The following is a 12,585-nucleotide window of genomic DNA, read 5'->3' on the forward strand; positions in this document are numbered from 1 at the left end:
ACAAACAGTAAGGCCCGCCGGGTGGCGGGCCTTAAACTGTTACACGGGGATACCGTTACAGAGGCTTGCCCCGATTGCCGTGCTGACTGACGAAGGCCTGCATGGCCTTGAGGTCATTTGGCAGAACAGTGCAACGCTCGTCTCGCTCAAACAAATCAGACAAATGTGCAGGCAGCTCAAGCGCTTTTCCTACACCGGCTTTCTGCACGGCTTCCGGGAATTTGACCGGATGGGCCGTACCCAGCACCACCATCGGCGTGTCCAGGCTGCGGCGGCAGTCGCGTGCAGCCTTCACGCCAATGGCCGTGTGCGGGTCAAGCAGCTCGCCTGTGCTGGCGAACACTTCGGCGATGGTCTCGCACGTTTGCTCATCGCTGACGGCCAGGGAGTCGAACAGCTTGCGGGTTTCGCTCCAGCGATCTTCTTCGACGCTGAAGCCACCGCCCTGCTTGAAGCTGTCCATCAGGCCGGCGATCGCCGCGCCGTTACGACCGTGCATGTCGAACAGCAGACGCTCGAAGTTCGAGGAAACCATGATGTCCATGGAAGGCGACAGCGTGGCGTGCAGGGTTTCCTTGACGTACTGATTGCCGCTCATGAAGCGGTGCAGGATGTCGTTGCGGTTGGTGGCGACGATCAACTGGCTGATCGGCAGTCCCATGTTGCGCGCCAGGTAACCGGCGAAGATATCGCCGAAGTTGCCGGTCGGCACCGAGAACGCCACCGAGCGCGCAGGGCCGCCAAGCTGCAGCGCTGCGTGGAAGTAGTAAACGATCTGGGCCATGATCCGCGCCCAGTTGATCGAGTTCACCGCTACCAGACGCGTACCTTTGAGGAAGCCTTGATCAGCGAAGCTGTTCTTGACCATTTCCTGGCAGTCGTCGAAGTTGCCTTCGATGGCGATGTTGTGGATGTTGTCGCCGAAGATGGTGGTCATCTGACGGCGTTGAACATCGGAAACACGATTGTTCGGGTGCAGGATGAAGATATCGACGTTGTCGCAACGACGGCAGCCTTCGATCGCCGCCGAGCCGGTATCGCCGGACGTCGCGCCAATGATGACCACGCGCTCGCCGCGCTTCTCAAGCACATAATCCAGCAGACGACCCAGCAGTTGCAGGGCGAAGTCCTTGAACGCCAGGGTCGGGCCGTGAAACAGCTCCATGACCCATTCGTTGCCGTTCAACTGGCGCAGCGGCGCAACGGCGCTGTGGGTGAACACGCCGTAGGTCTCTTCGAGGATCTTCTTGAAATCGGCATCCGGAATGCTGCCGGTCACGAAGGGACGCATCACCCGGAAAGCGAGTTCGTGATAAGGCAGGCCAGCCCAGGAAGCGATCTCTTCCTGAGTGAAACGCGGCAGATTCTCCGGCACATAGAGGCCGCCATCACTGGCGAGCCCCGCCAGCAGCACGTCTTCGAAATTCAGGGCCGGCGCCTGGCCGCGAGTACTGATATAGCGCATAAATCAAACCTTCGGTTCGAGCCGCAAGCTTCACCTTGCAAGCTGCAAGTCAGCGCCCTGAGCGTCGACTTGCAAACTGCGGCTGAAGCTCACCGCGAAGTTGTTTTGCTTTCTTGCAGCTTAACGCGTGAGGCGAGCTGCTTCAGTTCAAATGTTCGACGCGAATCCGTACAACCGGTCCAGCGACATCCTGCAACGCTTCGAGCGCTTGAATCGCATCGTTCATGCGTTGCTCGACGACGCGATGGGTCAGCAGGATCATCGGCACCAGGCCGTCGTGTTCCTCGACTTCCTTCTGCATGATCGACTCGATATTGATGCCGCGTTCGGACAGGATGCTGGCCACTTGCGCCAGTACACCCGGATGATCCTTCGCCTGAATACGCAGATAGTAAGCGCTCTCGCAGGCCTCGATGGGCAGGATCGGATGAGCCGACAGAGAATCGGGCTGGAATGCCAGATGCGGAACACGGTTTTCCGGATCGGTGGTCAGGGCGCGAACCACGTCCACCAGATCGGCGACGACCGACGAAGCGGTAGGCTCCATGCCGGCACCGGCACCGTAGAACAGCGTGGAACCGGCGGCATCGCCGTTGACCATCACCGCGTTCATCACGCCGTTGACATTGGCGATCAGACGATCGGCAGGGATCAGCGTCGGGTGTACGCGCAGCTCGATACCGCTCGGTGTGCTGCGGGCCACGCCCAGGTGCTTGATGCGGTAACCCAGCGCTTCGGCATAATTCACGTCGGCGGTGGTCAGCCGGGTGATGCCTTCGGTGTAGGCCTTGTCGAACTGCAACGGAATGCCGAACGCAATGGACGCCAGAATGGTCAGTTTGTGCGCCGCATCGATGCCTTCGACGTCGAAGGTCGGATCGGCTTCGGCGTAACCCAGCGCCTGGGCTTCGGCCAGGACGTCCGGGAAGGCGCGACCCTTCTCGCGCATCTCGGTCAGGATGAAATTGCCGGTGCCGTTGATGATGCCCGCCACCCAGTTGATGCGGTTCGCCGACAGCCCTTCGCGAATGGCTTTAATGACCGGAATACCACCTGCAACCGCGGCTTCGAAGGCGACGATGACGCCCTTCTCGCGCGCCTTGGCGAAAATCTCGTTGCCGTGCACAGCGATCAGCGCCTTGTTGGCAGTGACAACGTGCTTGCCGTTTTCAATGGCCTTGAGGACCAATTCGCGAGCGACGGTGTAACCACCGATCAGCTCGATGACGATGTCGATTTCTGGGTTGCTCGCCACGTCGAAAACGTCGGTCGTGGTCGGGGTACCGGTAATCTGGCAATTGGGGTTTGGCGAACGCATGGCAATTTGCGCCACTTCGATTCCACGCCCGGCGCGGCGGGCAATTTCCTCGGCGTTACGCTTAAGCACATTGAAGGTACCGCCACCGACAGTACCCAGCCCACAGATGCCTACTTTGACCGGTTTCACTATGAACTCCCCATAAAACGGCCGACGCGAGGCCGGCCGTGGAAACAGCCGCAGTGAACTGCGGCTCGCTGTTGATCAGACGCCAGAATGGCTGCGCCTGAATGTCCCTCGCAGGCAGCCCGCGAGCGACAGGATTACTTGGCGCTCAGCGCCAGTTTGGCCACTTGCGGCGCTGGCTGATAGCCCGGAATCAGCTGCCCGTCCGCCAGAACGATCGCCGGCGTGCCGTTGACCCCGATGGACTGACCGATCTCGAATTGCCGGGTGACCGGGTTGTCGCACTTGGGCGCCTGAATGTTCTTGCCGTCGACCATGCGGTCCATGGCGCCGCGACGGTCCTTGGAACACCAGACGGCCTGCAGTTGTTCGTCACCCGGCGAGCCAAGGCCCTGACGCGGGAATGCGACATAACGCACTTCGATGCCGCGCTTGTTCAGCTCCGGCACTTCGCCATGCAGCTTGTGGCAGTACGGACAGGTGGTGTCGGTGAAGACGGTGATGTGGGATTTGGTCTCACCGATGGCCGGATAGACGACCATTTCAGCGGTGGGAATGCCGTTGATGGTTTTGGAGATCGCCAGACGCTCGACCTTCTCGGTGAGGTTGACCGGCTTGCCGCCCTGGATCTGATAAAGGTTGCCCTGCATCACGAACTGGCCATCGGCGCTGGCATACAGCACGCGGCCACCTTTGAGGTTGACCTCGTAAACGCCATTGAGCGGACTGCTGGAAATGCTCTCGACCGGGATTTCCAGATTGAGCGATTCCAGGGTCTTGCGAATGGCTTTGTCCGGCGCCTCGTCGGCGTGGGCGAACAGGCTGAAGAAACCGGCAAGCGCTACAACGGCAGCACCCATAAAACGAGTCACGCGCATGAAAACTCCTCGAGCGGTGGGCAGACGGGCGGGATTGAAAACGGCAAACGGCAACGCGCCGGTCGGTTTTCGAGGCTCCAGTCTGCGAAACCGGCAAAGCCTATCACATAAGGCTCACGAGGCCGACGCTGACTGATGTAAGACACGTCGTAAAGTGCGGAGGATTGATTACCCGCGCGGGTGATGCTTCGCATGCATTTCCTGTAACCGTGCCCGAGCCACGTGTGTATAGATTTGGGTGGTGGACAGGTCGCTATGACCGAGCAGCATCTGGACCACGCGCAGATCGGCGCCGTGATTGAGCAGATGGGTCGCGAACGCGTGGCGCAGGGTGTGCGGTGACAGGGATTTGCCGATCCCGGCGACCTTGGCCTGATGCTTGATGCGGTGCCAGAAGGTCTGCCGAGTCATCTGCTCGCCTCGCTGGCTGGGGAACAGCACATCGCTGGGCCGGCCGCCGAGCAGCTCCTGACGCGCGTCGCGCACATAGCGCTCGACCCAGACGATCGCTTCTTCGCCCATCGGCACCAGCCGCTCCTTGCTGCCCTTGCCCATAATTCGCAGCACGCCCTGACGCAAATTGACCTGCTCAAGCGTCAGGCTTATCAGCTCGGTCACCCGCAAGCCGCAAGCGTAGAGCACTTCCAGCATGGCGCGGTCACGTTGACCGATCGCCTCGCTCAGATCAGGAGCCGCCAGCAAGGCTTCGACATCGGCTTCGGAGAGGGATTTAGGCAAGGGTTTGCCCAATTGCGGCATGTCGACCTGCAGCGTCGGATCAACGGAAATGAGTTTTTCTCGCAGCAGATACCGATAAAACCCACGCGCTCCCGACAGGAACCGGGCACTCGAGCGAGCCTTGTAGCCGTTGTCCACTCGCCAGGCGAGATGGTCAAAAATCGCATCACGGCTAACGCTCATCAGATCGATGCCCTTGTCCTGCAGCCAGCCATTGAACAACGCCAGATCGCTGCGATAGGACGCACGGGTGTTATCGGACAGCCCTTTCTCCAGCCAAAGGGCGTCGAGAAAGCGGTCGATCATGGGGTGGTCGATGGCGGGCATGGGTTCTGACTTGAGTGGTGAAAAGCGAGGGCAAGTGTTTCATACCTGCGAAGTCGGGACAAAACCAAATGCCAGACAACAAAAAAGCAGCCCGCAGGCTGCTTTTTTTGCATCGGAAGACTGGGATTAAACCAGTTTTTCCTTGATGCGAGCTGCTTTACCGGACAGGTCACGCAGGTAGTACAGTTTGGCCTTGCGAACGTCGCCGCGACGTTTCACAGCCATGCTGTCGATCTGTGGGCTGTAGGTCTGGAAAGTACGCTCAACGCCAACACCGTTGGAGATTTTACGAACAGTGAAAGCACTGTTCACACCACGGTTACGCTTGGCAATTACAACGCCTTCGAACGCCTGCAGACGCGAACGGTCGCCTTCCTTCACTTTCACCTGAACGACAATGGTGTCGCCCGGGGCAAAGGGAGGGATCTCTTTGGTCATCTGCTCTGCTTCGAGTGCAAGAATGATTTTGTTAGTCATGCTGTGCTCCTAAGGTAAATCAGTCGGATCTACCATCGATACGTTAACTATCGTCCCGCTCGCGGAGGTATTCCGCCAGCAGCTTCTTCTCTTCTCCAGAAAGCGAGCGGCTTTCCAGAAGATCGGCGCGTCGTTCATAGGTCCGCCCAAGGGACTGCTGTAAACGCCAACGCCGGATGTGTGCGTGATTGCCGCTTAGCAACACGTCGGGAACACGCTGATCCGCATACACCTCAGGTCGGGTGTAATGCGGGCAATCCAGCAGACCATCCGTGAAGGAATCTTCCTCCGCGGAATCCACATGCCCTAAAGCTCCAGGCAGCAGTCGCGTAACCGCATCTATCAGGACCATGGCCGGCAGCTCGCCGCCAGACAACACATAGTCTCCAATCGACCACTCTTCATCGACATGAGCCTCAATAAAGCGCTCGTCAATGCCTTCATAACGACCGGCAATCAGGATAAGTGCTTCTTCCTGCGCCAGTTCGCGTACCGCAGACTGATCCAGCTTGCGGCCTTGGGGCGACAGGTAAATCACCTTCGCCGCCTCCCCCGCTGCTTGCCTGGCCTGAACCAGTGCATCTTCCAGGGGCTTGATCTTCATCACCATGCCAGGGCCACCGCCAAACGGGCGATCGTCCACAGTGTGATGCCGATCTGTGGTGTAGTCCCGCGGATTCCAACAAGTCAGCTGCAACAGCCCTTGTTTCACCGCACGGCTGGTAATGCCGTATTCGCTGATGGCGGAAAACATCTCGGGAAACAGACTGATCACTTCTATGCGCAGGCTAGCCATTGCTTAGAAATCCGCGTCCCAATCCACCTTCATCTCGCCTGCAACCAGATCGACTGCCAACACACATTGCTCCGTATAGGGCAACAGACGTTCGCGATCATCCAGGCTGCCCGCGCAGGGCTTGACCACCATTACATCGTTCGAGCCGGTTTCCAGAAGATGATCGATCTTCCCGAGCAATTGCCCAAGGTGGTCGATGACCTTCAAACCCACGAGCTGGTACCAGTAGTACTCGCCGTCGGTCAGTTCAGGGAACACGTTGCGCGGCACGCAGATCTCATAACCAGCCAGAAGACGAGCTTCTTCACGATCATCAAGACCCTTGAGCTTCGCGACCAGGAACTTGTCGCTCCCGCGTCCGCTGACCAGCTCAACCTGCTTCACATTGCCTTCGCGCTTGAGCGTCCAGGTTTTGTACTGCAACAGGTTTTCAGTCGGATCAGTAAAGGAATACACCTTCACTTCGCCGCGAACGCCATGAACAGAATAGATTTTGCCAATAACGATCAAATCATCGGCAACAACTGGCGTCGCGTTCATATTGCTCAGGCCGCAGCCTTGGCAGATTCCTTCAACAACTGAGCAACGCGCTCAGAAGGTTGTGCACCAACGCTCAGCCAGTAGGCAACGCGCTCTTGGTTCACGGACAGACGGATTTCCTGACCACGGGCAACCGGGTTGAAGAAACCTACTTGTTCCTTGTGCGAACCGTCGCGTGGGTTACGGCTGTCGGTCACAGTCAGGTGGTAAAACGGGCGCTTTTTGGAGCCGCCAAGGGCAAGACGGATTGTTAGCATTGAACAAAGTTCCTGTAGTCGGTGCTGCAAATCTAAGATGCACAGCGGGCATGGGTGCCCGAAAGGCCGCATATTCTAAGGAATATCCGGACTTTTGCAAATGACTTTTTCCGGCGCGAGCCGTCAGGCCATCAAGATTTGCCATGGAGCCGTCGTCGAGGACGGCGCGTAAGCGTCTGCCGAAGCAGACCAATGGGAGGGTCATCCCAAAGAAGGGCGCGCGGGAATGACTTCCGCGCGCTGCAAATCACATCTTGGGCATGCCGCCGCCGGGCAGCATTCCGCCCATGCCGCGCATCATTTTCGCCATGCCGCCTTTGGTCGAGAATTTCTTCATCATCTTCTGCATCTGCTTGTGCTGCTTGATCAGACGCCCTATGTCCTGCACCTGCGTACCCGAACCCATGGCGATGCGACGTTTGCGCGAGCCGCTGATCATTTCAGGGTCACGCCGTTCGGCTGGAGTCATCGAGTTGATGATGGCTTCCATCTGCTTGAACTGCTTCTCGGCCGCATTCTGGGCGTTGCCCATCTGGGACAGATTGACGCCGCCGATGCTTGGCAGCTTGTCCATGAGGCCGCCGAGGCCGCCCATGTTTTTCATCTGTTGCAGCTGATCGCGGAAGTCTTCGAGGTCGAAGCCCTTGCCCTTCTTCAGCTTCTTGGCCAGCTTGTCGGCCTTTTCCTTGTCGAGGGTCTGCTCGGCCTGCTCGATCAGGCTGAGCACGTCGCCCATGCCCAGGATGCGCGAAGCGATACGATCCGGGTGGAACGGCTCGAGTGCCTCGCTCTTTTCACCCATACCGATAAATTTGATCGGCTTGCCGGTGATCGCGCGCACCGAAAGCGCCGCGCCGCCACGGGCATCACCGTCGACCTTGGTGAGGATCACGCCGGTCAGTGGCAGTGCATCGCCGAACGCCTTGGCGGTATTGGCGGCGTCCTGGCCGGTCATGGCGTCAACCACGAACAGCGTTTCGGCCGGCTTGACCGCTGCGTGCAGCGCCTGAATCTCGCCCATCATCTCGGCATCGATGTGCAGACGACCGGCGGTGTCGAGGATCACGACATCGATGAACTTGAGCTTGGCTTCTTTAATAGCGGCTTCAGCAATCGCGACAGGCTTCTGGCTGATATCGGACGGGAAGAACGTCACGCCGATGTCGTTGGCCAGGGTTTCGAGCTGCTTGATCGCGGCAGGACGGTAAACGTCGGCCGAGACCACCATGACGGTTTTCTTTTTGCGCTCTTTGAGAAACTTCGCCAGCTTGCCTGCGGTGGTGGTCTTGCCCGCACCCTGCAGACCGGCCATGAGGATGACCGCAGGCGGCGTAACGTTGAGGGTCAGCTCTTCGTTGGCCGCCCCCATCATGTCTTCGAGCTCGGCCTGAACGATCTTCACGAACGCCTGGCCCGGCGTCAGGCTGCGCGACACCTCGGTGCCGACTGCGCGTTCCTTGATGCGGTTGACGAAGTCTTTGACAACCGGCAAGGCGACGTCGGCTTCAAGCAGCGCCATACGCACTTCGCGCAGCGTGTCCTTGATGTTGTCCTCGGTCAGCTTGGCCTTGCCAGTGACCTGGCGCAGCGTCTGCGAGAGACGATCTGTCAGATTTTCAAACATGCGCGATCCTTTGGATTCGTGATGAACCCCGGTTGATGCGGCCCGACCCGTAACGGCCCTGCCCCTGATACGTCGCGCGATGGCGGTACATATATATAGAGAGGAGCAGCGCTCGGCGAGCCTGTGGCTTGAGCAGGTCGCGGATTATAGCGAAGACTCCCGCGCACGGACACCACGGCGTCTGCTTCTGTGGTCTTTCGTGAAATGTCGGTTCTATGCCAAACTCAGCGGCTTTCGGGCACGCCCATCAGGATCTATGTTCCCCTTGTCACCGAGTTTGCTGTTCAGCCTCGCCGCCGCCGTCCTCTACGCCGCTGCGACCCTCTATCAAGGCATGCGTCTGCGCCAAGGCAAGAAGGCCGACAAATGGCTGCTTTGCCTCGTCGGCACGTTGGCCGTCGCCTGCCAGGCCAGCGCCCTGTTCGGCCAACTGGTCCGCCCGATCGGTCTGGGCCTGGACTTTTTCAGCGCCGCCAGCCTGATTGCCGTCGCCGTCATCATCGTGACGATGCTGGCCTGCATCCGCATCCCGGTTGAAATTCTGCTCATTCTGCTGTTCCCGCTCGGCCTGCTGACGGCCTTGATGGCGCAGTTCGCCCCGGCCGGCACGCTGCAGCCGATCGCCGCCGAACAAGGCCTGATCGGGCACATTCTGCTGTCGATTCTGGCGTATGGCATGTTCACCATTGCCGTTTTCCAGGCGCTGCTGCTGCTGTTGCAGAACCGTCAGCTCAAGAACAAGCACCCGTCGGGCCTGATTCGCAATTTCCCGCCGCTGCAGACCATGGAAAGCCTGCTGTTCGGCTTCCTCTGGGCCGGCTGGACCCTGTTGTCGATGTCGCTGATTTCCGGCTGGCTGTTCGTTGAAAACCTGTTCGCGCAGCATCTGGTGCACAAGACCCTTCTGTCGATTCTCGCGTGGGTGGTATTCAGCGTGCTGCTGTGGGGGCGCAATCGTCTGGGTTGGCGCGGTCACAAGGCCATTCGCTGGACGCTGGGCGGTTTCCTGCTGCTGATGCTGGCCTACTTCGGCAGCAAGCTGGTACGCGAATATATCCTGCACATCTGACAGGCGCTGATCATGGATAACCTGCCCTTAGGCACGATGCTCGCGCTGCTCGCCCTGCTCACGCTGTGGTCCGGGCTGTTCACGGCGGTGGAAGCGGCTCACCAAAACCTGCGCGCGACCGCCACCAAACCACGCTCCAGCGAACCGCCGAAGCCTGTGCTGGCGTTTAATCTGAACAGTCTGATTCTGGGCAACACGCTGCTCAAAGTGCTGATTACGGTGCTGGCGACCCTGCTGGCCATCAGTCAGTGGTATTTCCACGGCCCGCTGATCGCCTGGCTGGGCGTGGCCAGCGTGTTGGTGATCGCCACGGAGTTCATTCCTCGCAAGCTGGCAGCGCGCCGGCCCGAAGCCATTGTGTTGCTGGGCAACAACGTGCTGCGTATCCCGATTCGTCTGTTGCAGCCACTGACCTGGCTGTACAAGAACATCGCCAAGCTGCTGTTGCGCCCGTTTCTGTCCAGGCGCCGCCCGGATACCGCCGATGACGACGACGAAATGGGCGTGACGGTCTATCAGGAAAACGAGAGCCACTTCGGTCGTGCTCATGTGATTTCCGGCATCCATGCGCTGGACAGCATGACCGTCAACGACATTCTCGTGCCGCGCAGCGAGGTCGATGGCATCAACCTGGACGAGACCCTCGAGGAAATCACTGACAAGCTGATCATCTCGCGGCACACGCGTCTGCCCGTCTATCACAACGACATCAATCAGGTCGAAGGCGTGCTCAACACGCGCATGATCAGCCATCTGCTGCCGCGCGGCGAGTTGACCAAGGAAGCGCTGAAAGCCGCGTGCTATGAGCCGTACTTCGTCCCTGAAAGCACCCCGCTGCAGCTTCAATTGCTCAACTTTCACAAGCAGCAGCGACGCATGGGCGTCGTCGTCGACGAATACGGCGAAGTGCTGGGCATCGTCAGCCTGGAAGACATCCTCGAAGAAATCGTCGGCGAATTCGAAAGCGAGCAAGCCCTCGACAACCCGCACATCCATCCCCAGCCCGATGGACGACTGGTGATCGAAGGCGCAGCGTCGATCCGCGACCTGAACCGCAGCTTGAGCTGGCATCTGCCGTCGGACGGGCCAAAGACCCTCAACGGGCTGATTACCGAAGCGCTGGAAACGATTCCCGACAGCTCGGTGTGCCTGAAAATCGGTCCGTACCGACTGGAAACCCTGGAGACCGAAGACAATCGCGTCACCCGGGTGCTGATGTGGCAGAACACGCGGACCAAAGACGTCATTTAAAGGCGCGGCGCCTCGTCTGAAACACTTGTTTCCGCGCCCGCCCCCTTCCTATAATCGATTCGCTTACCCAGCCCCGCCGATCCGCGTGCTACCCGCACAGTGCGTGATCCGGCCAGTCACTCAGCCTGACGTCTCACGCGACCTCCTGGCGCCCGCTCCCATCCCGAGCATTGCCAAACGCCCTTGCCCGCACCCGGGCTAGTCTGTTCAGCGCTGTACCCAAAAATAATTAACGTTTGCCAAAGTGCGCGTACGAAGCTTCGTTGCTCGCTGACAGGCAAGATGACTGCCAGGGATTCCCGCATGACAACCACTTCCGCCTACCAACCCAGCGACGAACGCGAGGCGCGGCCTGCCAACTCCGCTGCCCGCGTGGCGACTGCAAGCTTCATCGGCACCGCGATCGAGTTCTACGACTTCTATGTCTACGCCACCGCCGCTGCGCTGGTGATCGGCCCGGTGTTTTTCCCGCAGACGTCCAGCACCGCACAAATGCTGTCTGCGTTTCTCACTTTCGGCATCGCCTTTCTCGCCCGCCCGCTGGGCTCCGCGCTGTTCGGACACTTCGGCGACCGCATCGGCCGCAAGTCCACGCTGGTGGCTTCGTTGCTGCTGATGGGCATCTGCACCACGCTGATTGGCGTGCTGCCGGGCTATGACGCGATCGGCTCATGGGCGCCGATTCTGCTCTGCGTCCTGCGCTTCGGCCAGGGACTGGGGCTTGGCGGCGAATGGGGCGGTGCTGCCTTGCTGGCGACCGAAAACGCCCCCAAGGGCAAACGTGCCTGGTTCGGCATGTTCCCGCAGCTGGGCCCCTCGATCGGATTCCTTGCCGCCAACGGCCTGTTTCTGACCCTGGCGATGACCCTGAACGACGAACAATTCCGCTCTTGGGGCTGGCGAATCCCGTTTCTGCTCAGCGCGGTGCTGGTGGTGATCGGCCTCTACGTGCGCCTGAAACTGGAAGAAACACCGGTTTTCGCCAAGGCCATCGCACGCCATGAACGCGTGAAAATGCCGATTGCCGAGCTCTTCGCTCAGTACTGGGCGCCGATGCTGCTGGGCGCGGCGTCGATGGTGGTGTGCTACGCACTGTTTTACATCTCGACGGTGTTCTCCCTCAGCTACGGCGTCAAGACACTGGGTTACAGCCGCGAAGCCTTCCTGGCGATGTTGTGTTTTGCGGTCCTGTTCATGGCCTTGGCGACGCCGCTCTCAGCGTGGGCAAGTGACCGATTCGGTCGTAAGCCGGTTCTGATCATCGGCGGCGTGCTGGCCATTCTTTCGGGCTTCCTGATGGAGCCGCTGCTCACCCACGGCACGACCTGGGGCGTGACGCTGTTCTTGTCCATCGAGTTGTTCTTGATGGGCGTGACGTTCGCGCCGATGGGTGCGCTGCTGCCTGAGCTGTTTCCTACTCGCGTGCGGTACACCGGCGCGTCTGCGGCTTACAACATCGGCGGCATTGTCGGCGCCTCGGTGGCACCGTTCTTCGCGCAACAGCTGGTTGAGATGGGCGGATTGAGCTGGGTCGGCGGATACGTGTCGGCAGCGGCTTTGATCAGCCTGATTGCCGTGCTGTGCCTGAAGGAAACCCGTCATGCGGATCTGGATACCATCAAGTAATGCTTGATGTGCAGGAGTGGGCAACTGGCTTCAACGCCCTCTTCGACCTTCGGCGTGACACCTGACGCTTTCCCGGCTAAAGCCGGTCCTACG

12 protein-coding genes are annotated in these 12,585 nt (G+C 59.7%); 3 read left to right on the plus strand and 9 right to left on the minus strand.

All coding sequences use genetic code 11. From position 1 onward, the window contains the following. Positions 1-55: 55 nt before the first annotated feature. From thrC to ffh, 9 genes are all read right to left on the minus strand, one after another. On the minus strand, positions 56-1,465 hold the full coding sequence (thrC, locus tag QRN36_RS00890) for a threonine synthase (protein WP_285422420.1): 1,410 nt from the start codon (positions 1,463-1,465) through the stop codon (positions 56-58). A gap of 142 nt (positions 1,466-1,607) precedes the next feature. After that, positions 1,608-2,912 (minus strand): homoserine dehydrogenase, encoded by a 1,305-nt coding sequence (locus QRN36_RS00895; RefSeq protein WP_285422421.1) that lies wholly within the window; start codon positions 2,910-2,912, stop codon positions 1,608-1,610. A gap of 134 nt (positions 2,913-3,046) precedes the next feature. After that, positions 3,047-3,787 (minus strand): thioredoxin fold domain-containing protein, encoded by a 741-nt coding sequence (locus QRN36_RS00900; RefSeq protein ID WP_285422422.1) that lies wholly within the window; start codon positions 3,785-3,787, stop codon positions 3,047-3,049. Between the two features lie 168 nt (positions 3,788-3,955). Continuing rightward, the gene (gene xerD / locus QRN36_RS00905; protein WP_093463140.1) at positions 3,956-4,852 is read right to left on the minus strand and encodes a site-specific tyrosine recombinase XerD; all 897 of its coding nucleotides are present in this window, start codon (positions 4,850-4,852) and stop codon (positions 3,956-3,958) included. Positions 4,853-4,978: 126 nt separating this feature from the next. Next, entirely contained in the window at positions 4,979-5,329 is a 351-nt protein-coding gene (gene rplS / locus QRN36_RS00910) for a 50S ribosomal protein L19 (RefSeq protein WP_008018567.1), read from the minus strand. Between the two features lie 43 nt (positions 5,330-5,372). Beyond that, positions 5,373-6,125, minus strand: a complete 753-nt coding sequence (gene trmD / locus QRN36_RS00915; RefSeq protein ID WP_093463137.1) for a tRNA (guanosine(37)-N1)-methyltransferase TrmD — start codon at positions 6,123-6,125, stop codon at positions 5,373-5,375. A 3-nt stretch (positions 6,126-6,128) separates the two neighbouring features. Beyond that, on the minus strand, positions 6,129-6,665 hold the full coding sequence (rimM, locus tag QRN36_RS00920; protein WP_093463134.1) for a ribosome maturation factor RimM: 537 nt from the start codon (positions 6,663-6,665) through the stop codon (positions 6,129-6,131). 5 nt (positions 6,666-6,670) lie between these two features. Next, the gene (gene rpsP / locus QRN36_RS00925; RefSeq protein ID WP_003185073.1) at positions 6,671-6,922 is read right to left on the minus strand and encodes a 30S ribosomal protein S16; all 252 of its coding nucleotides are present in this window, start codon (positions 6,920-6,922) and stop codon (positions 6,671-6,673) included. A 247-nt stretch (positions 6,923-7,169) separates the two neighbouring features. Then, positions 7,170-8,546: a signal recognition particle protein gene (gene ffh, locus QRN36_RS00930; RefSeq protein ID WP_093463131.1), complete on the minus strand. Its 1,377-nt coding sequence runs from the start codon at positions 8,544-8,546 to the stop codon at positions 7,170-7,172. A 256-nt stretch (positions 8,547-8,802) separates the two neighbouring features. On the opposite strand from ffh, the gene QRN36_RS00935 reads away from it, so the two are divergent. The 3 genes from QRN36_RS00935 (at position 8,803) to QRN36_RS00945 (ending at position 12,492) form a co-directional block, all read left to right on the plus strand. Next, positions 8,803-9,615: an inner membrane protein YpjD gene (locus tag QRN36_RS00935; protein WP_093463128.1), complete on the plus strand. Its 813-nt coding sequence runs from the start codon at positions 8,803-8,805 to the stop codon at positions 9,613-9,615. A 12-nt stretch (positions 9,616-9,627) separates the two neighbouring features. Beyond that, complete coding sequence (locus QRN36_RS00940) at positions 9,628-10,866, plus strand: transporter associated domain-containing protein (protein ID WP_285422423.1); 1,239 nt, start codon at positions 9,628-9,630, stop codon at positions 10,864-10,866. Between the two features lie 303 nt (positions 10,867-11,169). Next, positions 11,170-12,492, plus strand: coding sequence for an MFS transporter (locus QRN36_RS00945; protein WP_285422424.1), 1,323 nt, complete (start codon positions 11,170-11,172; stop codon positions 12,490-12,492). The last annotated feature ends 93 nt before the right edge of the window (positions 12,493-12,585 follow it).

It is taken from the genome of Pseudomonas sp. efr-133-TYG-103a (genome assembly GCF_030209235.1).
GTDB lineage: Bacteria > Pseudomonadota > Gammaproteobacteria > Pseudomonadales > Pseudomonadaceae > Aquipseudomonas.